The sequence below is a fragment of the Salmonella sp. 3C genome, from assembly GCF_025426275.1.
Classification (GTDB): Bacteria; Pseudomonadota; Gammaproteobacteria; order Enterobacterales; family Enterobacteriaceae; genus Salmonella; species Salmonella enterica.
On record NZ_CP104858.1, the window covers coordinates 1,139,736 to 1,165,148 of the forward strand.

Here is a 25,413-nt window from a genome sequence, read left to right on the forward strand (position 1 = left end):
TGCGTAAAAAAATATCACTGGATACAGTATGGTACCCTCAACATTTTCTCGTTTGAACGCCGCGCGCGCGCTGCCTGTCGTCCTGGCTGCGCTACTTTTCGCCGGGTGCGGCACCCAGGCGCCAGATCAAAGCGCAGCCTATATGCAGGGTTCAGCGCAAGCTGACTCCGCCTTTTACCTGCATCAGATGCAGCAAAGCGCAGATGATAGCAAGACCAACTGGCAATTACTCGCCATTCATGCACTGCTGAAAGAAGGAAAAAGCCAGCAGGCCGTCGACCTGTTCAACCAACTCCCGCAAAATCTGAACGATGCCCAGCGTCGCGAACAGTCTTTATTAGCGGTAGAAATCAAACTGGCGCAAAAAGATGTCGCAGGCGCGCAGGCCTTGCTGGATAAACTAAAACCTGCCGACTTTGCGCCAAATCAGCAAGCGCGTTACTGGCAGGCGCAGATCGTTGCCAGCCAGGGACGCCCGTCGCTTACCCTGTTGCGGGCGTTAATCGCCCAGGAACCGCTACTGGCGGCGAAAGATAAACAAAAAAATATCGACGCCACCTGGCAGGCGCTCTCCGCCATGACGCCGGATCAGGCCAAGACGTTAGTTATCAACGCCGATGAAAACGTGCTTCAGGGCTGGCTGGATCTGCAACGCGTCTGGTTTGACAACCGCAACGATCCGGACATGCTGAAAGCCGGGATCGCCGACTGGCAAAAACGCTACCCGCAAAATCCGGGGGCGAAAATGCTGCCGACGCAGCTCGTCAATGTGCAACGTTTCAAACCGGCTTCCACCAGCAAAATCGCTCTGCTGCTGCCGCTGAACGGTCAGGCTGCCGTGTTTGGCCGTACCATCCAGCAAGGTTTCGAAGCCGCGAAAAACCTCGGCACCCAGGCGGTGGAGATGCAGCCTGCCGCCGCTCCTGACGCGCCGGTCGAACCTGGCGTGGAGGAGACGCAACCACAAATGACCAACGGCGTCGCCAGTCCGTCGCAGGCCTCGGTGAGCGATCTGACTGATGACGCTCCAGCCCAGTCCGCTACGCCAGTCAGCGCGCCACAAACTCCCCCTGCTACAGCAAGCGCGCCGGCGGATCCCTCCGCTGAATTAAAAATCTACGATACCTCTTCCCAGCCGTTGGATCAGGTGCTCGCTCAGGTTCAGCAAGACGGCGCCAGTATCGTGGTCGGGCCGCTGTTGAAAAACAATGTGGAAGCGCTGATGAAAAGCAACACGCCGCTCAACGTGCTGGCGCTCAACCAGCCGGAAACGGTACGTAGCTTCCCTAATATCTGCTATTTCGCGCTCTCTCCAGAAGATGAAGCCCGTGACGCGGCGCATCATATTTATGACCAGGGCAAGCAGTCGCCGCTGCTGTTGATTCCACGCAGCGCGCTTGGCGATCGCGTGGCGAACGCCTTCACCCAGGAGTGGCAAAAACTGGGCGGCGGCATCGTGTTACAGCAAAAATTCGGCTCCGTAGCCGAGCTGAAAATGGGCGTGAACGGCGGCGCGGGTATCGCGTTGACGGGCAGTCCGGTCGCCGCCAGCGTGCCTGCGCAGCCTGGCGTCACCATTGGCGGTCTGACCATCCCTGCGCCGCCGACCGACGCGCAAATCACCGGCGGCGGACGCGTAGACGCGGTCTATATTCTGGCTACGCCGGAAGAGATTGGCTTTATCAAACCGATGATCGCCATGCGTAACGGCACCCAGAGCGGCGCGACGCTGTATGCCAGCTCTCGCAGCGCGCAAGGCACCTCCGGCCCCGACTTCCGTCTGGAAATGGAGGGTTTACAATACAGTGAAATTCCTATGCTGGCAGGCGGCAATATGCCGTTGATGCAGCAGGCGCTGAGCGCTGTACATAACGACTATTCTCTGGCGCGGATGTACGCCATGGGCGTGGATGCCTGGACGCTGGCGAACCACTTTTCGCAGATGCGTCAGGTGCAGGGATTTGAGATCAATGGTAATACCGGCGCATTAACCGCCAGCCCGGATTGTGTGATTAACAGGAAGTTATCATGGCTCAAATACCAGCAAGGGGAGATTGTTCCCGCCAGCTAACGCGTAAACAGGCTGGCGACGCGTGGGAAGCTGCCGCGCGTCGCTGGCTGGAAAGCAAAGGACTGCGGTTTATCGCCGCCAACGTGCGCGAGCGCGGCGGCGAAATCGATCTGATCATGCGCGACGGAAAAACGACGGTTTTTGTTGAGGTCCGCTATCGGCGCTCCGGGCTTTATGGCGGCGCGGCGGCTAGTGTGACCCGCAGCAAGCAACACAAATTATTACATACTGCCCGCTTGTGGCTCGCCCGCCAGAATGGGAGTTTTGATACTGTGGATTGTCGGTTCGATGTGTTAGCCTTCACCGGAAATGAGATTGAGTGGTTTCGGGATGCGTTTAACGACCACTCATAATTGAAGATTTTAAGGATTAGCGTGCTCGAAAGAATCAAAGTTTGCTTTACAGAAAGCATTCAAACTCAAATTGCTGCGGCGGAAGCGCTTCCGGATGCCATTTCCCGCGCCGCCATGACGCTGGTTCATTCCCTGCTTAACGGCAACAAAATCCTCTGTTGTGGAAACGGGACGTCCGCGGCCAACGCACAGCATTTTGCTGCCAGCATGATTAACCGCTTTGAAACGGAGCGACCCAGTTTACCCGCCATTGCACTAAATACCGATAATGTGGTCTTAACTGCGATCGCTAACGATCGCCTGCACGATGAAGTTTATGCAAAACAAGTCCGGGCGCTGGGACATGCAGGCGATGTTTTATTGGCGATCTCTACGCGTGGTAATAGTCGCGATATCGTAAAAGCCGTTGAAGCAGCCGTCACACGTGACATGACCATTGTGGCGCTAACCGGGTATGACGGGGGTGAGCTGGCCGGACTATTAGGGCCGCAGGATGTCGAAATTCGTATCCCTTCACACCACAGCGCGCGCATTCAGGAAATGCATATGCTGACGGTAAACTGCCTGTGCGATTTGATCGATAACACGCTTTTTCCTCACCAGGATGATTAAGGAGTACACATGAAGGCATTTTCGCCGCTCGCAGTCCTTATTTCTGCGTTGCTATTGCAAGGTTGCGTCGCCGCCGCGGTAGTGGGTACGGCAGCCGTCGGCACCAAAGCCGCAACCGACCCGCGTAGCGTGGGCACCCAGGTGGATGACGGAACGCTGGAACTGCGTGTCAGCAGCGCGCTGTCGAAAGATGAGCAAATCAAAAAAGAGACGCGCATCAATGTCACGGCTTATCAGGGCAAAGTTTTGTTAGTGGGCCAGTCGCCAAACAGCGAACTCTCCGCACGCGCTAAACAGATAGCGATGGGCGTTGAAGGCACCACCGAGGTCTATAACGAGATTCGCCAGGGTCAGCCTATCGGCCTGGGGACCGCCTCTAACGATACCTGGATCACCACGAAAGTTCGCTCACAGCTACTGACCAGCGATCAGGTAAAATCGTCAAACGTGAAAGTCACCACCGAAAATGGCGAAGTGTTCCTGCTGGGCCTGGTGACTGAACGTGAAGGTAAAGCGGCAGCGGACATCGCCAGCCGGGTGAGCGGCGTGAAACGCGTGACCACCGCCTTTACGTATATTAAGTAACCGGTGTGCCGGGTGGCGATAAGAATGTGTAAACCGCGTCGCCATCCGGTAAATCATCCGGCTTCGCTATTCCGCTTTTTCCCGCAGTTGCGATGAGGTCAGAATCGTCACGCCTTCTTGTGCTGGCGCCAGCGCTTCCGCCAGCATGGCCCGCGCCACATCCCGCGCATCAATCGATTTCCAGTTTCCTGGCAACAGCCGGAATAGCGGAGCGAAAAGCGTTTCATTCACCCGCCGCGTTGTTCTGTCGCCGAGCAGCATAGAAGGCCGGGCAATCGTCAAACGAGGCCAATTTTGCGCGATTAACGCCTCCTCCATTTCTCCTTTCACCCGATTGTAGAAAAACGGAGAGTGCGCGTTTGCTCCCATTGCGCTGACCACCAACATGTGCTGCGCGCCCAGTCGACGCCCGGTCAGCGCGGTATCAACCACCAGCGTATAATCCGCATGAATAAACGCCGCTTTACTTCCCGCTTCACGCCGGGTCGTGCCCAGGCAGCAAAAAACAATATCCACCGGGTCGGTCACCTGAGCTAACGCGTCGGTAAGCTGCGGATCGTGAGGGTTATAAACGCCGACAATATCCGTCAGCGGGCGACGCGTCGGCGCGGCGATAGCGCTCACCTGCGGCGTGTTGATTAACATTCTCAGCAGATGTCCGCCGACCAGTCCGGTCGCGCCGGTAATCAGTACCTGACTCATCCTCGCTCCTTTACAGATTTGTCCACCTTGCACTCTCGGCCCTATCGACCAGGCTTAATAGTCTACGAGGTAAGTATCCATCATTGTGGAAAATTTGCCTTACCCGACGCCACCACTGCGGAGGAAACGCATGAGTAAGAAAATTGCCGTTTTGATTACCGATGAATTTGAAGATTCAGAATTTACCTCGCCGGCAGCAGAATTCCGTCAGGCCGGCCATGAGGTCATCACCATCGAAAAAGAGGCGGGTAAAACGGTGAAAGGAAAAAAAGGCGAGGCCAGCGTCACCATTGATAAGGCTATTGATGACGTTCGTCCCGACGAGTTCGACGCCTTGCTATTGCCGGGAGGTCATTCGCCGGACTACCTGCGCGGCGACAGCCGTTTCGTGGATTTTACCCGCGATTTCGTTAACAGCGGTAAACCGGTTTTTGCCATTTGCCACGGCCCACAGTTGTTGATCAGCGCCGATGTCATTCGTGGCCGCAAACTCACGGCGGTGAAACCGATTATTATCGATGTGAAGAATGCGGGCGCGGAGTTTTACGATCAGGAAGTCGTCGTCGATAAAGATCAGCTGGTGACCAGCCGCACGCCTGACGACCTGCCGGCATTTAACCGCGAGGCGCTACGCCTGCTGGGCGCGTGAGTCGCGTAACCAGTGCAGTTTTTTACCAAACCCCAGCGTGTTGTCGGTGAATTTAATTTCATCCAGCCGGATTTCCCATACCGGCGCTGGCAGCACCCTGGCGACCGGGAAGCGACGAAGGTAAGCTTTACGCGCGGCGTCGCTCTCCTGCCCCTCCAGACGGCGAATTTCCCCTTTAAACTGTACGCCGCGAATGCGCGCCACCGTTTTCGGCTGACCATTGACCGTTCCCGCAACTGGCGCGCACGCGCCAGACATTTGCGCATGGCGGGTTTTATCATCCGTTAACAGATACAGCGCGACGTTTTGCGCATCAAACAAATAAAACGCATTGGCGCACCACAGCTCTCCCTCATGGTGTACGCACCAGGTCACCACGTGTTGTTTCGCCAGCCAACGGCCAATAGCGGTAAGTGTGTCCATCTTTATTCTCGCTTATACTGGGAACCTGAAAATTATCATGCTGATGGCGACAATGACACCCTGGTATCTGTATCTGATTCGTACTGCAGACAATGCGCTTTACACCGGAATAACCACCGATGTGGCGCGTCGTTACAGGCAGCATCAAACGGGAAAAGGCGCAAAAGCATTACGGGGAAAAGGCGAGTTAACGCTGGCGTTTGCGGCGCAGGTCGGCAATCGCTCGCTGGCCCTGCGCATAGAGTATCGCATCAAACAGCTCACAAAGCGCCAGAAGGAGCGCCTTGTGACGGAACGCGAAGCGTTTGAGGCGCTGCTGTCCAGCCTGCAAACGCCGGTGCTTAAAAACGATTGAAGTGGTCGTGATACTCCACCAGCCCCGTCACGCCCTCCAGCGCATCCTCAGCCAAACGGTGTACCTGGAAAGCGCTTTCCGTACCGGGCCAACGGCAGTGAAGATCGTAATGTGCGGCCAGTTCAAAACCGAAGCGGCTATATAACGCCGGATCGCCCAGCGTCACGACCGCCGCGTAGCCGAACTCGTTGAGCGAATCCAGCCCTTCATACACTAACTGGCGCGCCAGCCCTTGCCCGCGATACTTTTCATCGACCGCCAGCGGCGCCATGCCGACCCACTGTAAATCTTCGCCCTGCACATCAACCGGGCTAAAGGCGACATAGCCCACCACCTGACCTTCATCATCCGTGGCCACCAGTCCGAGCGTCAGAAAACCATCTTCACGCAAATCGTGAACCAGCTTCGCTTCCGCATCGCTTTCGAATGAACGGCGTAACAGCGCATCAATACCAGGCGCATCAATGGGAATTTCTACTCGAATTAGCATGGTTCACCTACCGAGGTCTGTTTGGTTTCCGGCGAGTTTTTCATTCCCGCCTCAACAAAATCCGCCAGTTGCAGCAGCATAACGCGTAACGCTTTCGGCATCTGCTCCAGTTCGATGGCGTCCATCAGATTCTTCACATACAACCCTAACTCAGTATCGCCTTCAATGACCAGTCGACGCTGGAAAAAGAGCGTATCCGGATCCTGTTTACGGGCGGCGATCATTAGCAGATCGCTGGCGTCGGCGCTAAAACTGACGTCAGCATCCGCCTGCTGGCTAACGATCAGCTTTTCATTTTCAACCGTGGTATACCATTTTAAGTCGATGTCACGAACATGAATGCTTAACCAACGACCTTCGAGGAATTCCAGCTCTCCATCGGCCAGCGCCTGACGAAACTGCCAGCTCAGAACCTGTTCCAGAACCTGGCGCTTTAGCGCAAAGGGCGTCAGTTTAACCGGTACACTCATCAGAGACGGGCCAGCATGGACTAAGCGTGAACGCAGTTTATCTAACACGAGCTTTACTCCCTGTTTCAATAGTCCTGTTATTTTGCCATATCCAATAAATCACATGGCGGCGTAAATCAACAATTGGGTCTGATTTTCTACCCCATTATTGGTGTTACCAATACGCCTTTAACTGCCTTAAATCAAAAATTGTCGCAGCAAGGTTAACTAAAATCCCTGTTCGTTAACAATTTTGCGTCTCAGACGTAACCCTCAGGATAAATTATGGAGCTGCTCTGCCCTGCCGGAAATCTCCCGGCGCTGAAGGCGGCCATCGAAAACGGCGCTGACGCCGTTTATATCGGGTTAAAAGACGATACCAATGCCCGTCATTTTGCCGGCCTTAACTTTACCGAAAAAAAATTGCAGGAAGCGGTGAGTTTTGTTCACCAGCATCGCCGCAAATTACACATCGCCATTAATACTTTTGCGCATCCGGACGGCTATGCCCGCTGGCAGCGCGCCGTGGATATGGCGGCGCAGCTTGGCGCCGACGCGTTGATTCTCGCCGACCTCGCTATGCTGGAATATGCCGCAGAGCGTTACCCGCATATTGAGCGCCATGTTTCCGTTCAGGCCTCGGCAACCAACGAAGAGGCGATTCGCTTTTATCACCGCAACTTTGATGTCCACCGTGTAGTACTGCCGCGTGTACTGTCGATTCACCAGGTAAAACAACTGGCCCGCGTCACGCCGGTGCCGCTGGAGGTATTCGCGTTTGGCAGCCTGTGCATTATGGCGGAAGGTCGCTGCTATCTTTCTTCCTACCTGACGGGGGAGTCGCCCAATACCGTCGGCGCCTGCTCTCCCGCCCGCTTTGTCCGTTGGCAGCAAACGCCGCAGGGGCTGGAATCGCGCCTGAATGATGTCCTGATTGACCGTTACCAGGATGGCGAAAACGCAGGCTACCCAACGCTGTGTAAAGGCCGCTATTTAGTGGACGGCGAGCGCTATCACGCGCTGGAGGAGCCAACCAGCCTGAACACGCTGGAACTGCTGCCGGAGCTCATGGCGGCGAACATCGCTTCGGTGAAGATCGAAGGCCGCCAGCGCAGCCCGGCCTACGTCAGCCAGGTGGCGAAAGTGTGGCGCCAGGCGATCGATCGCTGCAAAGCCGCCCCGCAAAACTTCGTTCCACAGCGCGACTGGATGGAGACGCTCGGCGCGATGTCCGAAGGCACCCAAACCACGCTTGGCGCATATCACCGTAAATGGCAGTGAGAGGAGCTATGAAATATTCCTTAGGACCGGTGCTTTATTACTGGCCGAAAGAGACGCTGGAAGATTTTTATCAGCAGGCCGCAAAAAGCAGCGCTGATGTCATTTATCTGGGCGAAGCGGTGTGCAGCAAGCGTCGCGCGACCAAAGTCGGCGACTGGCTGGAAATGGCGAAATCCCTCGCCGCCAGCGGTAAGCAGGTGGTGCTCTCCACCCTGGCGCTGGTACAGGCGTCATCTGAATTAAGCGAGCTGAAACGCTATGTGGACAACGGCGATTTTCTGCTGGAAGCCAGCGATCTTGGCGTGGTGAATCTGTGCGCCGAGCGCAAACTGCCGTTTGTCGCCGGCCATGCGCTGAACTGCTACAACGCGGTCACGCTGCGCCGGTTGCTGAAAGAAGGCATGGTACGCTGGTGTATGCCGGTGGAGCTGTCCCGCGACTGGCTGGTGAATTTGCTTAATCAGTGCGATGAACTGGGCATCCGCAATCAGTTTGAAGTGGAAGTGTTGAGCTACGGGCATCTGCCGCTGGCCTACTCCGCTCGCTGCTTTACCGCCCGTTCGGAAGACCGCCCGAAAGATGAGTGCGAAACCTGCTGTATCAAGTATCCAAACGGTCGTGACGTGCTCTCGCAAGAGAATCAGCAGGTGTTTGTGCTTAACGGTATTCAGACCATGAGCGGCTATGTCTATAACCTTGGCAACGAACTGACGTCGATGCAGGGATTGGTCGATATCGTGCGGCTGTCGCCGTTGGGTACGGAGACATTTGCCATGCTTGATGCCTTTCGCGCTAACGAAAACGGCGGCGCGCCATTAGCGCTTGCCGCGCATAGCGACTGCAACGGCTACTGGAGGTGGCTGGCCGGGCTGGAGCTACAGGCCTAGCCGGATGGCGGCATAAAGACCTTATCTGGCCTACAAATAGCGATCCCGTAGGCCCGATAAGTGCAGCGCCATCGGGCATTGTTTTTGCCGTCAGTCTCATAAAGCTCACTTTGTTAACAACATTCGCTAATCTTTAATGCAGTATTAAAAGATTAACCGGTAACAAAGTGAGCCGTTATGACTGACAAAACTATTCCGTTCTCGGTGCTGGATCTGGCGCCGATCCCTGAAGGATCTTCGGCAAAAGAAGCCTTCACGCACTCGCTTGATCTCGCACGGCTGGCTGAAAAGCGCGGTTATCACCGCTACTGGCTGGCGGAACATCACAACATGACCGGTATCGCCAGCGCGGCGACCTCGGTATTGATTGGTTATCTGGCGGCCAATACCACAACATTACATCTTGGCTCCGGCGGCGTGATGCTGCCTAACCATTCACCGCTGGTGATTGCCGAGCAGTTCGGCACGCTGAATACGCTCTACCCGGGACGTATCGACTTAGGGTTGGGACGCGCGCCGGGTAGCGATCAGCCGACGATGCGCGCGCTGCGTCGCCATATGAGCGGCGATATCGATAACTTTCCACGCGATGTCGCAGAGCTGGTGGACTGGTTCGACGCTCGCGACCCTAATCCGCATGTGCGCCCGGTGCCCGGCTACGGCGAGCAGATCCCGGTCTGGCTGTTGGGCTCCAGCCTGTATAGCGCACAGTTGGCGGCCCAGCTTGGCCTGCCGTTCGCCTTTGCTTCGCATTTCGCGCCGGATATGTTGTTCCAGGCGCTGCATCTGTACCGTACCCAGTTCAAACCTTCAGCGCGGCTGGAAAAACCGTACGCGATGGTGTGTATCAATATTATCGCCGCCGACAGCAACCGCGACGCCGAATTCCTGTTTACCTCCATGCAGCAGGCTTTCGTGAAGCTACGCCGTGGGGAAACCGGCCAACTGCCGCCGCCGATTGAGAATATGGAGACCTTCTGGTCGCCATCCGAGCAGTATGGCGTGCAGCAGGCGCTGAGTATGTCGCTGGTCGGTGATAAAGCGAAAGTCCGCCACGGGCTGGAATCCATCCTGCGGGAGACCCAGGCGGATGAAATTATGGTAAACGGGCAGATTTTCGACCACCAGGCACGCCTGCATTCGTTTGATTTAGCGATGGATGTTAAGGAAGAGTTGTTGGGCTGATTTTATAACGCCGATTTTCAACGGTGATGGTTGGCAATCGGCGATTTTTTTCGAAGTAATCATAGCCGGGCTTCAACATACGCCAGAAATTATATTCCGGCCATGCTTGCGCCTGGCGCATATTTTCGTCATTCATCGTAAATGGGAAGATATGGACAGGCACGCGCTTCTGCCCGCTGTTTAGCGCCTGCGCCACCAGTTGATAAATCTCTTCAATACCGGCATCGGTCATGGCATAGCAACCGGCCGAAACGCAGTTCCCGTGAACCATAATGAAATCACCGGTGTAGCCATTTGCCCGATCGTAAGCATTCGGGTAGCCAATATTAAATGCCAGATGATAGCGGCTGTTTGGGTTAAGCAACCCTTTGTTGGTGGCATAAAAGCCTTCCGGGCTTTTACCGTCTCCCTGTTTATGTTTTGGCCCTAAGCCACCAGACCATGCGCATATAGTCCAGGTTTTGTAGAGTTTGTAAGGCTTGTTATTGGCGCTTGCCCACAGTTCCAGCTTATCTTCCGCTTTCAGAATGCGGATAAATAACTGGTCGCCGGGGTGAATGATTTTTAAAGACGATGCGACAGGTTTTTCCACTGGCAGGTAAACGTCTTCATCGTACGGAGTGAGCCAGAAAAATTTTAAAATAAAAGCGATAAACAGGCTCAATAATACAATAGCGAGTAGTCCTTTACGCCCCATTTTCGTATTCCGCTTATTCTGAACCAGTTCAAGTATATATTTTCCTATGATATGAAATAGAGGAAAGGTCCAGTTCTGTACTTTTATAAAATAGTAATCGTTTTATCATGGCCGAACAGGGATATGAATAAATCGACTTATTACCAGAGAAAATCATCATGAGTGAACCTGCTTCCTTTTTTCTTCATGCACATATTACCGAGAGTAACCTCAAGAAATTTTTCCATTCACCGGCAACAAATATTAAAGACTATGACGACTGGTTGCCATGGTTTACTGAGGAGCAAAGGTTGTACGGCGATCCTGCAAAAATGCTTAACAATCTTGCCACATGTAATTCTGGTGAAAGTGAAAAGAATATTTATGCTGAACATATCAACTTTAATAAAGAAACACAGATAGTCACGATGGATCACATATTTCTCTCAGAGAGCTATGAAATCTTCATGCCACTCATGGCCTGTGTGCGGGGAATCGAGAAATTTATTACGCTAGGGGAAAATAATTTTGCGCTAATTTATTATTACTGGTGGGGTTCGGAGATCGCCATCGCGCTCGAATTTGACGCCAATGGTAGCAGAATAACGGCAAATCCTAAGGCAGAAAATTTAACTATCGCCGATGCTTTTTTCGATGAACACGGGGAAGCACTCGCCGAAGAACTTTATAATAAACAGGGTTTTATTTGATACCATTTCGCGGACTTGTGAAATATTGCCGGATGAAAACAGCTCATCCGGCTCGTTCAATTACTGGTACACCGGCAGCAAATTAAAGCTCGACAGAATATGGATAACCGCGTTGCCAACACCGAAGACCAAAATCAGGGCAATCATCGGTTTACCGCCCCAGACGCGAAATTTCGGGCTGCCGAAACGTTCGCGAGATTTACGTGCCAACAGCGCAGGCACAATGGCCGCCCAGATAGTTGCAGCTAAACCTGCATAGCCAATGGCGTACAGAAAACCGTTCGGGTACAGCAGGCCACCAATCATCGGCGGCAGGAAAGTCAGCAGCGCCGTTTTAAAACGCCCCATTGCCGAGTCATCAAAACCAAACAGATCCGCCAGATAGTCAAACAGCCCCAGCGTCACGCCAAGGAAGGAACTGGCGACCGCAAAGTTAGAGAACACCACCAGCAGCAAATCCAGGCTGCGGCTGTTCAGCACGCCGCTCAACGCCTGTACCAGCACATCAATATTGCCGCCTTTCTGCGCAATGCCGATAAATTCCGGACGCGGGATGTTGCCCATCGTCCCCAGCAGCCAGACGGAATAGAGCGCCAGCGCCAGTAACGTCCCATAAATCAGGCATTTGACGATGGTACGCGGATCTTTGCCGTAACATTTCATCAAGCTCGGTACGTTACCGTGATAACCAAAAGAGGCCAGACAAAATGGCAGCGTCATCAGCAGGTACGGCGTATATGACGCGTGGCTTTCAGCCACGTTAAACAACGTGGCAGGCTGAACGTGCCCCAACAGGCTGCCGAAGGTCAGGAAGAAAGTAATCACTTTCGCGCCCAGCACAATCGCCGTCATCCGACTGACCGCCTTCGTACTCAGCCACACTACAAACGCCACCAGCAGCGCAAAGGCAAAACCTGCCGCTCGCGCCGGAACGTTCAACGACATCTCAGCAAAGGTATGATGCAGAATCGAGCCGCTCGCCGAGATATAGGCGTAAGTCAGGATGTAGAGCACAAAGGCAATGGAAATACCGTTGACAATGTTCCAGCCTTTCCCCAACAGATCTTTGGTGATGGTGTCGAAACTCGAACCAATGCGGTAGTTAAGGTTGGCTTCGAGGATCATCAGCCCGGAGTGCAGCATACAAAACCAGGTAAAGACCAGCGCCGCCATCGACCAGAAGAACCACGCCCCGGACATGACCACCGGCAGGGAGAACATCCCCGCGCCAATGATGGTGCCGCCGATAATCACCACGCCGCCAAGCAGCGAAGGTGACGTTTGGGTGGTGGTAAGTGTTGCCATTCAGCTCTCTCTCCAGTCATTTATAATGTGACTATCTATCAATACGCTGCACTGTACCAGTACATGAGTACAAAAGAAATAAAAAAAGCCCCGATTGTGACGATCGGGGCTGTATATTTTACTTTACGCTGTGAATGCGCAGGTCAGCGTGAGTTACGCATCACCGCCGAAACGACGGCGACCGGTAGAGTCATCACGACGCGGACCACGGCTTTCACGACGCTCGCCGCTGAAGCGACGACCATCACCACGACCACCTTCACGACGTTCGCCGCTGAAATTACGACCGCCTTCACGACGTTCGCCACTGAAGCTACGACCACCGCCGCGACGTTCGCCGCCCGCGTGCGGAACCGCATCACCCAACAGCTGCATATTCATCGGCTTGTTCAGAATGCGGGTACGCGTGAAGTGCTGGAGCACTTCGCCCGGCATACCTTTCGGCAGCTCGATGGTGGAGTGAGACGCGAACAGCTTAATGTTACCAATGTAACGGCTGCTGATGTCGCCTTCGTTAGCGATAGCGCCCACGATATGACGAACTTCAACGCCGTCATCACGGCCCACTTCAATGCGGTATAACTGCATATCGCCAACGTCACGACGTTCACGACGCGGACGTTCTTCACGGTCGCCACGCGGGCCACGGTCATTACGATCGCGCGGACCACGGTCGTCACGGTCACGGAATTCACGCTTAGGACGCATCGGCGCATCCGGCGGCAGAATCAGCGGACGCTCGCCCTGCGCCATTTTCAGCAGTGCGGCAGCCAGCGTTTCGAGATCCAGCTCTTCACCTTCAGCAGACGGCTGGATTTTCGCCAGCAGCGCACGGTACTGATCCAGATCGCTGCTTTCCAGTTGCTGCTGAACTTTCGCGGCGAATTTTTCCAGACGGCGTTTACCCAGCAGTTCTGCGTTCGGCAGTTCCACTTCCGGAATGGTCAGCTTCATGGTGCGTTCGATGTTGCGCAGCAGACGACGCTCGCGGTTCTCAACGAACAGCAGCGCGCGACCGGCGCGACCCGCACGGCCGGTACGACCGATACGGTGAACGTAGGACTCGGAATCCATCGGGATATCGTAGTTCACCACCAGGCTGATACGTTCAACGTCCAGACCACGTGCCGCAACGTCGGTAGCGGTCAGGATGTCCAGACGACCATCTTTCAGGCGTTCCAGAGTCTGCTCACGCAGCGCCTGGTTCATATCGCCATTCAACGCGGCGCTGTTGTAGCCGCTACGTTCCAGCGCTTCTGCTACTTCCAGGGTCGCGTTTTTGGTACGCACGAAGATAATCGCCGCATCAAAGTCTTCCGCTTCCAGGAAACGCACCAGCGCTTCGTTTTTACGCATACCCCAGACAGTCCAGTAGCTCTGGCTGATGTCAGGACGGGTAGTCACGCTGGACTGAATGCGCACTTCCTGCGGCTCTTTCATAAAGCGGCGGGTAATGCGACGAATCGCTTCCGGCATGGTGGCGGAGAACAGAGCGGTCTGATGACCTTCCGGGATCTGCGCCATAATAGTTTCAACGTCTTCGATGAAGCCCATACGCAGCATTTCGTCGGCTTCATCCAGCACCAGACCACTCAGTTTAGAGAGGTCGAGGGTGCCGCGTTTTAAGTGATCAAGCAGACGTCCCGGCGTACCGACAACGATCTGCGGCCCCTGACGCAGGGCGCGTAACTGCACGTCATAACGCTGACCGCCGTACAGGGCAACCACGTTTACGCCGCGCATGTGTTTAGAGAAATCCGTCATGGCTTCGGCAACCTGTACCGCCAGTTCGCGGGTTGGCGCCAGCACCAGAATCTGAGGTGCCTTCAGCTCAGGATCAAGATTGTTGAGCAGCGGTAAAGAGAACGCTGCGGTTTTGCCGCTACCGGTCTGGGCCATGCCCAGCACGTCGCGACCGCCCAGCAGATGCGGAATGCACTCTGCCTGGATTGGAGATGGTTTTTCGTAACCCAGATCGGTAAGGGCTTCAAGGATAGGAGCCTTCAGCCCCAGATCTGCAAAAGTGGTTTCGAATTCAGCCATGTAGTACGTGTGCCTCAAAATTAATGGCGGCCAGTCTACATAACTCATCATGAAATTGATCTGCAATTTTCATTGAAAAGTGTGAACCGGCTCAAAGTAGGTGTATTAACGAACAACAACGCCCTCACCCGCGAAGGTGATGGCAATCAAAAAGATTACGGGCTGATATGTTCGTCAGCTATTGCTGGTCCGATTCTGCCAGGTCATCTTGGTCCTGGCCCAGGAGCGATAATTCCAACAATGCGTATCGGTGCTCAACAAAGTTATGAACGTTGTTGGCCACCGCCAGTTTGAACAGAGCCGTGGCGCTGTCCAAATCCCCCAGACTTAGGTAATACTTACCTAAATAGAAGTTGGTTTCACTGAGATGCTCAGCGAGCGAGGTGTTATCCGTTGCGTCCGCCTTGAGCCTTTCCATCAGCGTTGCTTCGCTAATGTCGCCCAGGTAGAACTCGACAATGTTCCATCCCCATTGCTCTTTATCCGATTTTTCGAAGCGTGCTTTTAACGCTTCTTTCGCCTGCTTCTCATTAAGCTTCTGCTCAACAAGATACAGCCACAGGCTGCGGTAAGGATCATTGGGATCGTCTTGATAAAACGCCAGCAGATCATCTTGCGCTAACTTATCACGGCCGCCGTAATACAATGCGATACCGCGGTTTAAGTGCGCGTAGTTGTAAGTTGGATCAAGCTCTAGTACAGAATCAAACGCTTCATAGGCAGCATCAAAATTGCCTGCCTGCGTTAAATAAATGCCTAAGTAATTGAATACTTCAGGCATATCCGGTCTGATTGCCAGCGCTTGTGAAAAATCATTTCGCGCTAATGCCCTCAAACCAAGACTATCATACAACACTCCGCGCTCATATAAAAGCTGTGCGCGTTCGTCATCGGTTAAAGCCCGACTGGCAAGAATCTGTTCCATACGCGCCAGAATCACTTCCTGCTGTAAAGTCGGTTGCAATGGTACTGCGAGGACTTCACTTTTACGCCAGGCGGAATTACTGCATCCTGCAAGCGTAAGTGCTGTCGCAACGAAACACCAGCGCAAAAAAGGCTTCATTTCCCACTCCCGAAGACAACGATTGAATGAACGTCCTGTTCCCCGGTGGCTCAACAAGGCGTCCAGCCAGGTCTAAAGCCCTCCGCACTGCGGAGGGCAAAAGGCTACCTTACTCGGCCTGTTCGCTCGCCGGAGCTTCCGGCGCAGCCGCAGGTTGAGACTGCTCGGTTGCTTCTTTAATGCTCAGACGTACACGGCCCTGGCGGTCAACTTCCAGAACCTTAACCGGGACTTCCTGACCCATCTGCAGATAATCGGTCACTTTCTCTACACGCTTATCCGCGATTTGAGAGATGTGAACCAGACCTTCTTTACCGCCGCCGATGGCAACAAACGCGCCAAAGTCAACGATACGGGTCACTTTACCATTGTAGATACGGCCGACTTCGATCTCTGCGGTGATCTCTTCGATACGACGGATAGCGTATTTCGCTTTTTCACCGTCGGTCGCCGCGATCTTCACAGTACCGTCATCTTCAATTTCGATGGTGGTGCCGGTCTCTTCAGTCAGCGCGCGGATCACAGAACCGCCTTTACCGATCACGTCTTTGATCTTGTCCGTGCTGATCTTGATGGTATGGATACGCGGCGCGAATTCAGAGATATCGCCGCGCGGCGCGTTGATCGCCTGTTCCATCACGCCCAGGATGTGCAGACGCGCGCCTTTAGCCTGGTTCAACGCAACCTGCATGATCTCTTTGGTGATACCTTCAATTTTGATATCCATCTGCAGCGCAGAGATACCGTCGCGGGAACCCGCCACTTTGAAGTCCATATCGCCCAGGTGATCTTCGTCGCCCAGAATGTCAGACAGTACAACGTAGTTGTCGCCTTCTTTCACCAGACCCATAGCGATACCTGCTACGGCGGCTTTAATTGGCACGCCAGCGTCCATCAGCGCCAGAGAAGCGCCGCACACGGAAGCCATAGAGGAAGAACCGTTGGATTCGGTGATTTCAGACACCACGCGAACGGTGTACGGGAATTTATCCATGTCCGGCATCACTGCCAGCACGCCGCGCTTCGCCAGACGACCGTGACCAATTTCACGACGCTTCGGAGAACCGACCATGCCGGTTTCGCCTACGGAGTACGGAGGGAAGTTGTAGTGGAACAGGAAGCTGTCAGTGCGCTCGCCCATCAGTTCATCAAGCACCTGCGCGTCACGGGCAGTACCCAGAGTTGCGGTAACCAGCGCCTGCGTTTCACCACGGGTAAACAGAGCGGAACCGTGAGTACGCGGCAGTACGCCAGTGCGCACGTCCAGACCACGGATCATGTCTTTTTCACGGCCATCAATACGCGGCTCGCCTGCCAGTACGCGGCTACGCACCACGTTTTTCTCGATAGCGTGCAGGATTTCGCCCAGCTCGTTAGCATCCAGAGTTTCATCTTCTGCAATAAGCTGCTCGATGGTTTCGGATTTGATTACGTCAACCTGAGCATAGCGCTCTTGTTTATCGGTGATGCGGTACGCGTCGCTCAGACGAGATTCAGCCAGCGCAGCAACACGCGCGTTCAACGCGTCGTTGACGGCTTCCGGCTGCCAGTCCCAACGCGGTTTACCGGCTTCTTTCACCAGATCGTTGATCGCCTGGATAACAACCTGCTGCTGCTCGTGACCGAATACCACCGCGCCCAGCATAGTGTCTTCGCTCAGCAGTTCAGCTTCGGATTCCACCATCAGCACAGCCGCTTCGGTACCGGCAACCACCAGGTCCAGCTTGCTTTCTTTCAGCTCGTCCTGGGTTGGGTTCAGCACGTACTGGTCATTGATGTAACCTACGCGCGCCGCGCCGATTGGGCCGTTGAACGGAATGCCGGACAGGGACAGCGCAGCGGATGCGCCGATCATGGCAACGATGTCCGGGTTAACCTGCGGGTTAACGGAAACGACGGTCGCGATAACCTGCACTTCGTTAACGAAGCCTTCCGGGAACAGCGGACGAACCGGGCGGTCAATCAGACGCGCAATCAGGGTTTCGCCTTCGCTTGGACGGCCTTCACGACGGAAGAAGCTGCCCGGGATACGACCAGCAGCGTAGGTACGCTCCTGATAGTTAACGGTCAGTGGGAAGAAGTCCTGGCCTGGCTTGGCTTTTTTCTGGCCGACAACGGTAACGAATACGGCGGTGTCATCCATGCTTACCATAACAGCGGCAGTGGCCTGACGCGCCATCATGCCAGTTTCCAGCGTAACGGTATGCTGACCGTACTGGAATTTACGAACGATCGGATTAAGCAAAATAATATCCTTTCCAATTTTTGACGGCATAATACGCGCCGTCGTTAATACCCGATCTTCTGCGCATCCTCGCGACTAATGACAACCCTAACCCTGATATGGGTAAAGCCTCTCATTAGCCGCGCGAACCTCTGCAACGGAAGATCATTCATAGCAACAATACATTAGTTTCCAGCGAATTGCTGCCATCTGCTGGAAAAAAGGGGCCATGAAGGCCCCCTCTTTCTGAAACTCGAAAGAATTAGCGACGCAGACCCAGACGCTCAATCAGCGCGGTGTAGCGTGCAACATCTTTACGTTTCAGGTAGTCGAGCAGTTTACGACGCTGAGAAACCATACGCAGCAGACCACGACGGCTGTGGTGATCTTTTTTATGCTCTGCAAAGTGACCCTGCAGGTGGTTAATCTGTGCAGTCAACAGAGCAACCTGAACATCGGTAGAACCGGTGTCGTTTGCGTCACGACCGAACTCAGAAACGATTTTAGCTGTAGCTTCAGTACTTAGAGACATTTTAAAACTCCAAAGTATTTAAGAATGAGAGGACGCCGATCTCTAATTCAGCGATCCCAGTGTACGCCGCGTAAACTGTTAAATAATTTACGCGACGTTAAGCGGCGGTATTCTACTCGCAGCGCTCTCTTATCGCAAGACGAAGCGACATTACGCCGGGTACTCTACTACCAGCCGACGAGGCGCGACACGGCCTTCGTCGTCAATTTCGCCCATACCGATAAATTTATCGTCTTCACCTTCCGTCACACGAACCAGTCCCTTCAACGGCACGCCCGTGGTACGAACCGGGTTGCCATTTTTGAAATATACCGAAGATGTTAACGGCAGATTAACAACAGGATAGTCCGAAGCCGGACTATCCATTGGCATCAATAATGGATCGAGCAACTGCGCCGCCGGAACGCCCTGCTGTTCCGCCTGTGCTACCAGCGTCTGCAAATGCTCCAGCGTCACCATTCGCTCAATCGGATACTTGCTGACCGTCAGACGACGCAGGTACGTTACGTGCGCGCCACAGCCCAGTTTCTCACCTAAATCATCAATAATGGTACGAATATAGGTGCCTTTGGAGCAGTGAACTTCCAGCTCCAGCTCGTTACCTTCATGGCGAATAAATAGCAGCTCATAGACGGTAATCGGGCGGGCTTCGCGCGGCACTTCGATACCCTGCCGGGCATATTCGTACAGCTTCTTGCCCTGATACTTCAGCGCCGAATACATCGAGGGAATCTGTTCGATATCCCCACGAAAGGTCTCCAGCGCGCTCGCAAGCTGCTCAGCGCTGAAAGTCACCGGACGCTCCTGCACGATTTGACCATCGGCGTCAGAGGTATCCGTGCGCTGCCCCAGACGGGCAATAACACGATAGCGTTTGTCAGAATCCAGCAGGTACTGCGAAAATTTTGTCGCTTCGCCGAGGCAAATCGGCAACATGCCGGTCGCCAGCGGGTCCAGCGCGCCGGTATGCCCGGCGCGGTTGGCATTGTAGATGCGCTTAACTTTTTGCAGCACGTCATTGCTGGACATACCCTGCGGCTTGTCCAGCAGCAGAACGCCGTGAATGTCGCGGCCACGACGACGAGGACGACTCATCAGTCCTCCTTGCTGTCGTCCGGGTTCACACGACGTTCTTCGTCATGTTTCACCACGTTAGTCACCAGGTTGGACATACGCATCCCTTCCACCAGCGAGTTGTCGTAGAAGAAGGTCAGTTCCGGCACGATGCGCAGACGCATCGCTTTACCCAGCAAGCTGCGGATGAAACCAGACGCTTCCTGCAACGCTTTGATGCCCGCTTTTACTGCGTCTTCATCTTTGTCGTTCAAAAAGGTGACAAACACTTTGGCATAGGCCAGGTCACGGGACATTTCGACACCGGAGACGGTAGTCATCATGCCCAGGCGCGGGTCTTTAATTTCGCGCTGCAGGATGATTGCGATCTCTTTTTGCATCTCTTGCGCTACGCGCTGAGGGCGACCAAATTCTTTCGCCATAATAAATTCTCCAGAATAAAGACAAAAAAGGGGCCATAAGCCCCTTTTTAAATTTCTTGCCGGGTGGCGCTTCGCTTACCCGGCCTACGCCTAATCATCTTCTAAGGATTTTGGATTGCAACAAGGCGGCAAGCTCGTAAATCCCCGGGAGCATAGATAACTATGTGACCGGGGTGAGCGAGCGCAGCCAACGCCGTTGCGGCCCAAAAGACGACGAAGATTAAGCGATGGTACGTTGGATCTCGATAATCTCGAACACTTCAATCATATCGCCAACGCGAACGTCGTTGTAGTTCTTCACGCCGATACCACATTCCATGCCGTTACGGACTTCGTTAACGTCATCTTTGAAGCGGCGCAGGGATTCCAGCTCGCCTTCATAGATAACCACGTTGTCGCGCAGAACGCGGATTGGGTTATGGCGTTTAATCGTACCTTCGGTAACCATACAGCCCGCGATCGCGCCGAATTTCGGCGATTTGAACACATCGCGCACTTCAGCCAGACCGATGATCTGCTGTTTCAGTTCCGGAGACAGCATACCGCTCATCGCCGCTTTCACTTCGTCGATCAGGTTATAGATGACGGAGTAGTAACGCAGATCCAGGCTTTCAGATTCGATCACTTTACGCGCAGAGGCATCGGCACGAACGTTGAAGCCAACCAGAATGGCGTTGGACGCCGCAGCCAGGGTCGCGTCGGTTTCGGTGATACCACCTACGCCAGAACCGATGATCTTCACTTTCACTTCGTCGGTAGACAGTTTCAGCAAGGAGTCGGAGATCGCTTCCACAGAACCCTGTACGTCGGCCTTCAGCACGATGTTCACTTCGTGAACTTCGCCTTCGGTCATGTTGGCGAACATGTTCTCGAGTTTAGATTTCTGTTGACGCGCCAGTTTAACTTCACGGAATTTACCCTGACGATACAGAGCAACTTCACGGGCTTTCTTCTCGTCGCGAACGACGGTCACTTCGTCACCCGCAGCCGGAACGCCGGACAGGCCGAGGATTTCCACCGGAATGGACGGACCCGCTTCCAGCACTTCCTGACCCAGTTCGTTACGCATCGCACGCACGCGGCCGTATTCGAAGCCACACAGCACGATATCGCCCTTATGCAGCGTACCTTCACGAACCAGCACGGTAGCCACCGGACCACGACCCTTATCCAGGAAGGATTCGATAACCGCACCGCTCGCCATACCTTTGCGTACCGCTTTCAGTTCCAGAACTTCGGCCTGCAGCAGGATAGCGTCCAGCAGTTCGTCGATACCGGTACCTGCTTTCGCAGACACGTGAACGAACTGGCTCTCGCCGCCCCACTCTTCCGGCAGAATGCCGTACTGGGACAGTTCGTTCTTAACGCGATCCGGATCGGCTTCTGGCTTATCGATTTTGTTCACCGCAACCACGACCGGCACACCTGCCGCTTTCGCGTGCTGGATAGCTTCGATAGTCTGCGGCATCACGCCGTCGTCTGCCGCTACCACCAGAACCACGATATCCGTTGCCTGGGCGCCGCGAGCACGCATAGAAGTAAATGCGGCGTGGCCCGGGGTGTCCAGGAAGGTGATCATCCCGTTGTCAGTTTCAACGTGGTAAGCACCGATGTGCTGGGTAATGCCGCCCGCTTCGCCAGAGGCTACTTTCGTGGAACGAATGTAGTCCAGCAGAGAGGTTTTACCGTGGTCAACGTGACCCATGATGGTCACAACCGGTGCGCGTGGTTCAGCCGCAGCGCCGGTATCACGGTCGCTCATTACCGCTTCTTCCAGTTCGTTTTCACGACGCAGGATAACTTTGTGGCCCATCTCTTCGGCAACAAGCTGTGCGGTTTCCTGATCGATAACCTGGTTGATGGTGGCCATGGCGCCCAGCTTCATCATCGCTTTGATGACCTGAGAACCTTTCACCGCCATCTTGTTCGCCAGTTCGCCAACGGTGATGGTTTCACCGATCACCACGTCACGGTTAACGGCCTGAGCGGGCTTCTGGAAGCCTTGCTGTAAAGAAGACCCTTTACGCTTGCCGCCTTTACCGCCGCGAACCGCAGCACGCGCTTCTTCGCGATCGGCTTTGGATTCGGCATGTTTGCCTTTTTTCGCCGGACGCGCTGCTTTTGCATTACGGCCACGACCACGACCGCCTTCAACTTCACGATCGTTTTCGTCTTCGGCCTGGCGAGCGTGCTGAGAAGTGGTGACATGATAGTCACTGGTGTCTTCTACTGGCTCAGGCGTTGCGGTCCATTTGTTTTCTTCCGCCATGCGGCGAGCTTCTTCTGCTACACGACGCGCTTCTTCTTCGAGTTTGCGACGTGCTTCTTCTTCCGCTTTACGCTTCAGCTCTGCAGCTTCATTCTCACGGCGGGCTTTTTCGGCCTGGGCGGTTTTGGTCATATCGTCAGTCTGTTGATTGCTCACTTTGTCTTTTTCCGCAGCTTCACGTTTCGCTTTTTCAGCGGCTTCACGCTTAGCTTGTTCTGCGGCCTCGCGTTCAGCTTTTTGTTGCGCCTCGCGTTTGGCCTGTTCTTCTGCCTCACGACGGGCTTGCTCTTCCGCTTCACGCTGCGCCTGCTCTTCCGCGGCCAGGCGTTCAGCCTCTTGCGGATCGCGTTTCACAAAGGTGCGCTTCTTGCGGACTTCGATTTGTACCGATTTACTTTTTCCACCGGTACCTGGAATGTTCAGGGTGCTGCGCGTCTTACGCTGCAGCGTCAGTTTATCGGGACCAGAAACCGCTTCGCGGTTCAGGTGCGCCAGTAAAGTCTGTTTTTCTTGTGCGGACACAGAGTCGTCAGCAGATTTCCGGATACCTGCATCAGCAAACTGCTGTACCAGGCGATCCACGGAAACCTGTCTCTCTGCGGCCAGCGCTTTTAGGGTTACATCTGTCATGCTGTTCCTTCCTGCTACAGTTTATTACGCTTCGTCGCCGAACCAGCAAATATTACGGGCAGCCATAATCAGCTCACCGGCTTTTTCGTCGGTCAACCCTTCGATATCAGCCAGATCATCAATGCCCTGGTCGGCGAGATCTTCCAGCGTACAAACACCACGAGCCGCCAGTTTGAAAGCCATATCGCGATCTAATCCTTCCAGATTCAGCAGATCGTCAGCCGGTTTGTTATCACCGAGGCTTGCTTCCTGGTCCTGCGCCAGAGTGGCCAGTGCGTTTTTAGCACGCTCGCGCAGTGCTTCAACGGTCGGCTCATCAAGGCCGTCAATTTCCAGCAGTTCTTTCATTGGCACATAGGCCAGTTCCTCGAGCGTGGAGAAACCTTCTTCTACCAGAACGGTCGCGAACTCTTCATCAATATCAAGATATTTAGTAAAGATCTCGATAGCGGCATGTGCTTCAGCCTGATGTTTAGCCTGCAAGTCATCAACGGTCATTACGTTGAGTTCCCAGCCGCTCAATTGCGAAGCCAGGCGGACGTTCTGACCATTACGTCCGATCGCCTGCGCCAGATTACCGGCTTCAACGGCGATATCCATGGTATGTTTATCTTCGTCCACCACGATAGACGCGACGTCTGCCGGCGCCATCGCATTAATGACGAACTGCGCCGGGTTATCATCCCACAGCACGATATCGATACGCTCACCGCCCAGTTCGGTAGAGACCGCCTGAACGCGCGCGCCGCGCATCCCCACACAAGCGCCGACCGGATCGATACGTTTATCGTTGGTTTTCACTGCGATTTTCGCACGAGAACCCGGATCGCGAGCCGCCGCTTTAATTTCAATCACTTCTTCGCCGATTTCCGGCACTTCGATGCGGAACAGTTCGATCAGCATTTCCGGCTTGGAACGGGTGACGAACAGCTGCGCGCCACGCGCTTCTGGACGTACAGCGTACAGAACACCGCGGATGCGGTCGCCCGGACGGAAGTTTTCACGCGGCAGCATATCTTCACGCAGAATCACCGCTTCAGCGTTACCGGCCATCCCTTCGGATTTAATTTCCAGAGAGATATTGTCGCGGTTCACTTTCTTCACCACGCCAGTGACAATTTCGCCTTCCTGGTCGCGGAACTGATCGACAACCATCGCGCGTTCAGCTTCACGGACCTTCTGTACGATAACCTGTTTCGCAGTCTGCGTGGTGATACGGTCAAAGGTGACAGATTCAATCTGATCTTCAACATAGTCGCCGACATTCAGGCTTTCGTCTTCAAAACGCGCCGCTTCCAGCGTAATTTCCTTCGTCGGCATGGTCACTTCTTCAACGATCAACCAACGGCGGAAAGTATCAAAATCACCGCTTTTACGATCGATTTCTACACGAACATCGATCTCCTGCTCATATTTTTTCTTTGTTGCTGTCGCCAGCGCACTTTCCAGCGCTTCAAAAATTTTTTCGCGTGGCAGCGCTTTTTCGTTGGAGACGGCTTCAACAACAGCCAAAATTTCTTTGTTCATCGCGGGCTTTTCACCTCATCCAGACTGTTAAAAGTGGGGAACCAGGTTCGCCTTCTGGATATTACTCAGCGCGAACACTTCATCTTTGCCTTCGACTGTGACGGTAATCATTTCACCGTCCACCGCTTTGATAATGCCCTGCCACTTGCGACGGTTCTGTACCGCCATGCGAAGAACCAGCGCGACTTCTTCACCCTGGAAACGCGCATAATGATCGGCAGTGAACATAGGACGGTCGAGACCCGGTGACGAGACTTCAAGGTTGTAAGCCACGGAGATAGGATCTTCAACGTCCAGCACCGCGCTTACCTGGTGGCTCACATCAGCACAATCATCAACATTGATGCCATCTTCACTATCAATATAGATGCGCAGTGTGGATGTGCGACCGCGAATAAATTCGATGCCGACCAGCTCGTAGCCTAAGGCTTCAACTGGTGCTGTAATCATCTCTGTTAATTTTTGCTCTAATGTGGACAAGCCCACCCCCAAGACATAAAAAAAGGGCCTAAAGCCCAGTTATTCTGTAGTCAGATAACAAAAAACCCCGATAAATCGGGGCTTTAGATAACTGAACCCTATAACCGCAACGGCGGTCTGGTGTACCTTCCGAAAGAATTTTTTTCAAATCCAGCTACGAAGGACATAACCTTCACAGTATATTTGAAAAAGAACTCTAAGGGAAAGTGGTTGCGGGGGCCGGATTTGAACCGACGACCTTCGGGTTATGAGCCCGACGAGCTACCAGGCTGCTCCACCCCGCGCCTGAAACGTGGCAAATTCTACTCGTTTTGGGCAAAATTTGCAAATACTGCTGGGATTTGGTACCGAGGACGGGACGTAAAATCTGCGCACAGTATAGTGACCAGGCATGAGTTATGTCAACCCTATTCCCA

The 25,413-nt window shown here is 54.1% G+C and carries 26 protein-coding genes and 1 tRNA gene; 10 read left to right on the forward strand and 17 right to left on the reverse strand.

Annotation, left to right across the window (positions count from 1 at the left end):
* Window positions 1-28 precede the first annotated feature (28 nt).
* The 4 genes from N7E69_RS05395 to dolP are packed head-to-tail and all read left to right on the forward strand — an operon-like array spanning window position 29 to window position 3,621.
* Window positions 29-2,071: a penicillin-binding protein activator gene (locus tag N7E69_RS05395; RefSeq protein ID WP_000249224.1), complete on the forward strand. Its 2,043-nt coding sequence runs from the start codon at window positions 29-31 to the stop codon at window positions 2,069-2,071.
* Complete coding sequence (locus tag N7E69_RS05400; protein WP_000057285.1) at window positions 2,029-2,424, forward strand: YraN family protein; 396 nt, start codon at window positions 2,029-2,031, stop codon at window positions 2,422-2,424. Before N7E69_RS05395 ends, N7E69_RS05400 begins: the two co-directional genes overlap by 43 nt.
* A 21-nt stretch (window positions 2,425-2,445) precedes the next feature.
* The gene (gene diaA / locus N7E69_RS05405) at window positions 2,446-3,036 is read left to right on the forward strand and encodes a DnaA initiator-associating protein DiaA (protein WP_000893481.1); all 591 of its coding nucleotides are present in this window, start codon (window positions 2,446-2,448) and stop codon (window positions 3,034-3,036) included.
* 9 nt (window positions 3,037-3,045) lie between these two features.
* On the forward strand, window positions 3,046-3,621 hold the full coding sequence (dolP, locus tag N7E69_RS05410) for a division/outer membrane stress-associated lipid-binding lipoprotein (RefSeq protein WP_000643280.1): 576 nt from the start codon (window positions 3,046-3,048) through the stop codon (window positions 3,619-3,621).
* A 66-nt stretch (window positions 3,622-3,687) separates the two neighbouring features.
* On the opposite strand, the gene N7E69_RS05415 is transcribed toward dolP, so the two are convergent.
* Window positions 3,688-4,323, reverse strand: coding sequence for an NAD(P)H-binding protein (locus N7E69_RS05415; protein ID WP_001530791.1), 636 nt, complete (start codon window positions 4,321-4,323; stop codon window positions 3,688-3,690).
* Between the two features lie 130 nt (window positions 4,324-4,453).
* Between N7E69_RS05415 and yhbO the strand changes: the two genes are divergently transcribed.
* Window positions 4,454-4,972 carry a protein/nucleic acid deglycase gene (yhbO, locus tag N7E69_RS05420; protein ID WP_000037599.1) on the forward strand — a complete coding sequence of 173 codons (519 nt, stop codon included), beginning with the start codon at window positions 4,454-4,456 and terminating at the stop codon, window positions 4,970-4,972.
* On the opposite strand, the gene N7E69_RS05425 is transcribed toward yhbO, so the two are convergent.
* Window positions 4,952-5,395 carry a YhbP family protein gene (locus tag N7E69_RS05425; protein WP_000380404.1) on the reverse strand — a complete coding sequence of 148 codons (444 nt, stop codon included), beginning with the start codon at window positions 5,393-5,395 and terminating at the stop codon, window positions 4,952-4,954. The two genes, yhbO and N7E69_RS05425, sit on opposite strands and share 21 nt — an antisense overlap.
* Before the next feature lie 37 nt (window positions 5,396-5,432).
* Here N7E69_RS05425 and N7E69_RS05430 point away from each other — a divergent pair, with 37 nt between their 5' ends.
* Window positions 5,433-5,750 (forward strand): GIY-YIG nuclease family protein, encoded by a 318-nt coding sequence (locus N7E69_RS05430; RefSeq protein ID WP_000928383.1) that lies wholly within the window; start codon window positions 5,433-5,435, stop codon window positions 5,748-5,750.
* Here the strand turns inward: N7E69_RS05430 and N7E69_RS05435 are convergent.
* Both N7E69_RS05435 and N7E69_RS05440 read right to left on the reverse strand, forming a co-directional pair.
* On the reverse strand, window positions 5,737-6,240 hold the full coding sequence (locus tag N7E69_RS05435) for a GNAT family N-acetyltransferase (RefSeq protein ID WP_000908562.1): 504 nt from the start codon (window positions 6,238-6,240) through the stop codon (window positions 5,737-5,739). The genes N7E69_RS05430 and N7E69_RS05435 overlap by 14 nt on opposite strands.
* A complete protein-coding gene (locus N7E69_RS05440) occupies window positions 6,234-6,758 on the reverse strand; it encodes an SCP2 domain-containing protein (RefSeq protein WP_000884721.1) in 525 nt (174 codons plus the stop codon). The genes N7E69_RS05435 and N7E69_RS05440 overlap by 7 nt, the downstream gene beginning before the upstream one ends.
* Window positions 6,759-6,974: 216 nt before the next feature.
* Here N7E69_RS05440 and N7E69_RS05445 point away from each other — a divergent pair, with 216 nt between their 5' ends.
* The 3 genes from N7E69_RS05445 to N7E69_RS05455 all read left to right on the forward strand — a co-directional run bounded on the left by N7E69_RS05445 (window position 6,975) and on the right by N7E69_RS05455 (window position 10,042).
* Complete coding sequence (locus tag N7E69_RS05445) at window positions 6,975-7,970, forward strand: peptidase U32 family protein (protein WP_000421309.1); 996 nt, start codon at window positions 6,975-6,977, stop codon at window positions 7,968-7,970.
* On the forward strand, window positions 7,961-8,857 hold the full coding sequence (locus N7E69_RS05450) for a U32 family peptidase (protein ID WP_001751328.1): 897 nt from the start codon (window positions 7,961-7,963) through the stop codon (window positions 8,855-8,857). Before N7E69_RS05445 ends, N7E69_RS05450 begins: the two co-directional genes overlap by 10 nt.
* Before the next feature lie 177 nt (window positions 8,858-9,034).
* Window positions 9,035-10,042 (forward strand): luciferase-like monooxygenase, encoded by a 1,008-nt coding sequence (locus N7E69_RS05455; RefSeq protein ID WP_000130438.1) that lies wholly within the window; start codon window positions 9,035-9,037, stop codon window positions 10,040-10,042.
* On the opposite strand, the gene N7E69_RS05460 is transcribed toward N7E69_RS05455, so the two are convergent.
* Window positions 10,020-10,739 (reverse strand): murein L,D-transpeptidase family protein, encoded by a 720-nt coding sequence (locus tag N7E69_RS05460; RefSeq protein WP_000532744.1) that lies wholly within the window; start codon window positions 10,737-10,739, stop codon window positions 10,020-10,022. The genes N7E69_RS05455 and N7E69_RS05460 overlap by 23 nt on opposite strands.
* 158 nt (window positions 10,740-10,897) lie before the next feature.
* On the opposite strand from N7E69_RS05460, the gene N7E69_RS05465 reads away from it, so the two are divergent.
* Complete coding sequence (locus N7E69_RS05465) at window positions 10,898-11,428, forward strand: hypothetical protein (RefSeq protein WP_001294025.1); 531 nt, start codon at window positions 10,898-10,900, stop codon at window positions 11,426-11,428.
* Between the two features lie 60 nt (window positions 11,429-11,488).
* On the opposite strand, the gene mtr is transcribed toward N7E69_RS05465, so the two are convergent.
* The 12 genes from mtr to N7E69_RS05525 form a co-directional block, all read right to left on the reverse strand.
* Window positions 11,489-12,733 carry a tryptophan permease gene (gene mtr, locus N7E69_RS05470; RefSeq protein ID WP_000224370.1) on the reverse strand — a complete coding sequence of 415 codons (1,245 nt, stop codon included), beginning with the start codon at window positions 12,731-12,733 and terminating at the stop codon, window positions 11,489-11,491.
* A gap of 153 nt (window positions 12,734-12,886) precedes the next feature.
* Window positions 12,887-14,776 carry an ATP-dependent RNA helicase DeaD gene (deaD, locus tag N7E69_RS05475; protein ID WP_000807253.1) on the reverse strand — a complete coding sequence of 630 codons (1,890 nt, stop codon included), beginning with the start codon at window positions 14,774-14,776 and terminating at the stop codon, window positions 12,887-12,889.
* Window positions 14,769-14,849 (reverse strand): protein YrbN, encoded by an 81-nt coding sequence (yrbN, locus tag N7E69_RS05480; protein ID WP_010723222.1) that lies wholly within the window; start codon window positions 14,847-14,849, stop codon window positions 14,769-14,771. Before yrbN ends, deaD begins: the two co-directional genes overlap by 8 nt.
* Before the next feature lie 105 nt (window positions 14,850-14,954).
* The gene (gene nlpI, locus N7E69_RS05485) at window positions 14,955-15,839 is read right to left on the reverse strand and encodes a lipoprotein NlpI (RefSeq protein ID WP_000802069.1); all 885 of its coding nucleotides are present in this window, start codon (window positions 15,837-15,839) and stop codon (window positions 14,955-14,957) included.
* A 109-nt stretch (window positions 15,840-15,948) separates the two neighbouring features.
* Window positions 15,949-18,084 carry a polyribonucleotide nucleotidyltransferase gene (gene pnp, locus N7E69_RS05490; RefSeq protein WP_001670767.1) on the reverse strand — a complete coding sequence of 712 codons (2,136 nt, stop codon included), beginning with the start codon at window positions 18,082-18,084 and terminating at the stop codon, window positions 15,949-15,951.
* A gap of 241 nt (window positions 18,085-18,325) precedes the next feature.
* Entirely contained in the window at window positions 18,326-18,595 is a 270-nt protein-coding gene (gene rpsO, locus N7E69_RS05495; RefSeq protein WP_000059465.1) for a 30S ribosomal protein S15, read from the reverse strand.
* A gap of 150 nt (window positions 18,596-18,745) precedes the next feature.
* Window positions 18,746-19,690 (reverse strand): tRNA pseudouridine(55) synthase TruB, encoded by a 945-nt coding sequence (gene truB, locus N7E69_RS05500; RefSeq protein WP_000089671.1) that lies wholly within the window; start codon window positions 19,688-19,690, stop codon window positions 18,746-18,748.
* Window positions 19,690-20,091, reverse strand: coding sequence for a 30S ribosome-binding factor RbfA (gene rbfA, locus N7E69_RS05505; protein WP_001040199.1), 402 nt, complete (start codon window positions 20,089-20,091; stop codon window positions 19,690-19,692). Before rbfA ends, truB begins: the two co-directional genes overlap by 1 nt.
* A gap of 220 nt (window positions 20,092-20,311) precedes the next feature.
* Window positions 20,312-22,990, reverse strand: coding sequence for a translation initiation factor IF-2 (gene infB, locus N7E69_RS05510; RefSeq protein ID WP_000133064.1), 2,679 nt, complete (start codon window positions 22,988-22,990; stop codon window positions 20,312-20,314).
* Window positions 22,991-23,014: 24 nt separating this feature from the next.
* The gene (nusA, locus tag N7E69_RS05515) at window positions 23,015-24,517 is read right to left on the reverse strand and encodes a transcription termination factor NusA (RefSeq protein WP_001031038.1); all 1,503 of its coding nucleotides are present in this window, start codon (window positions 24,515-24,517) and stop codon (window positions 23,015-23,017) included.
* A 27-nt stretch (window positions 24,518-24,544) separates the two neighbouring features.
* On the reverse strand, window positions 24,545-24,997 hold the full coding sequence (gene rimP / locus N7E69_RS05520) for a ribosome maturation factor RimP (RefSeq protein ID WP_000105461.1): 453 nt from the start codon (window positions 24,995-24,997) through the stop codon (window positions 24,545-24,547).
* A gap of 207 nt (window positions 24,998-25,204) precedes the next feature.
* A tRNA-Met gene (locus N7E69_RS05525) sits at window positions 25,205-25,281 on the reverse strand.
* Between the last annotated feature and the right edge of the window lie 132 nt (window positions 25,282-25,413).

Coding starts and splice junctions, on each gene's coding strand:
- N7E69_RS05395 (WP_000249224.1), top strand. CDS start 29: ATGGTACCCTCAACATTTTCTCGTTTGAACGCCGCGCGCGCGCTGCCT.
- N7E69_RS05400 (WP_000057285.1), top strand. CDS start 2,029: ATGGCTCAAATACCAGCAAGGGGAGATTGTTCCCGCCAGCTAACGCGT.
- dolP (WP_000643280.1), top strand. CDS start 3,046: ATGAAGGCATTTTCGCCGCTCGCAGTCCTTATTTCTGCGTTGCTATTG.
- N7E69_RS05415 (WP_001530791.1), bottom strand. CDS start 4,323: ATGAGTCAGGTACTGATTACCGGCGCGACCGGACTGGTCGGCGGACAT.
- yhbO (WP_000037599.1), top strand. CDS start 4,454: ATGAGTAAGAAAATTGCCGTTTTGATTACCGATGAATTTGAAGATTCA.
- N7E69_RS05425 (WP_000380404.1), bottom strand. CDS start 5,395: ATGGACACACTTACCGCTATTGGCCGTTGGCTGGCGAAACAACACGTG.
- N7E69_RS05430 (WP_000928383.1), top strand. CDS start 5,433: ATGCTGATGGCGACAATGACACCCTGGTATCTGTATCTGATTCGTACT.
- N7E69_RS05435 (WP_000908562.1), bottom strand. CDS start 6,240: ATGCTAATTCGAGTAGAAATTCCCATTGATGCGCCTGGTATTGATGCG.
- N7E69_RS05445 (WP_000421309.1), top strand. CDS start 6,975: ATGGAGCTGCTCTGCCCTGCCGGAAATCTCCCGGCGCTGAAGGCGGCC.
- N7E69_RS05450 (WP_001751328.1), top strand. CDS start 7,961: ATGGCAGTGAGAGGAGCTATGAAATATTCCTTAGGACCGGTGCTTTAT.
- N7E69_RS05455 (WP_000130438.1), top strand. CDS start 9,035: ATGACTGACAAAACTATTCCGTTCTCGGTGCTGGATCTGGCGCCGATC.
- N7E69_RS05460 (WP_000532744.1), bottom strand. CDS start 10,739: ATGGGGCGTAAAGGACTACTCGCTATTGTATTATTGAGCCTGTTTATC.
- N7E69_RS05465 (WP_001294025.1), top strand. CDS start 10,898: ATGAGTGAACCTGCTTCCTTTTTTCTTCATGCACATATTACCGAGAGT.
- mtr (WP_000224370.1), bottom strand. CDS start 12,733: ATGGCAACACTTACCACCACCCAAACGTCACCTTCGCTGCTTGGCGGC.
- deaD (WP_000807253.1), bottom strand. CDS start 14,776: ATGGCTGAATTCGAAACCACTTTTGCAGATCTGGGGCTGAAGGCTCCT.
- yrbN (WP_010723222.1), bottom strand. CDS start 14,849: ATGAAAATTGCAGATCAATTTCATGATGAGTTATGTAGACTGGCCGCC.
- nlpI (WP_000802069.1), bottom strand. CDS start 15,839: ATGAAGCCTTTTTTGCGCTGGTGTTTCGTTGCGACAGCACTTACGCTT.
- rpsO (WP_000059465.1), bottom strand. CDS start 18,595: ATGTCTCTAAGTACTGAAGCTACAGCTAAAATCGTTTCTGAGTTCGGT.
- truB (WP_000089671.1), bottom strand. CDS start 19,690: ATGAGTCGTCCTCGTCGTCGTGGCCGCGACATTCACGGCGTTCTGCTG.
- rbfA (WP_001040199.1), bottom strand. CDS start 20,091: ATGGCGAAAGAATTTGGTCGCCCTCAGCGCGTAGCGCAAGAGATGCAA.
- infB (WP_000133064.1), bottom strand. CDS start 22,990: ATGACAGATGTAACCCTAAAAGCGCTGGCCGCAGAGAGACAGGTTTCC.
- nusA (WP_001031038.1), bottom strand. CDS start 24,517: ATGAACAAAGAAATTTTGGCTGTTGTTGAAGCCGTCTCCAACGAAAAA.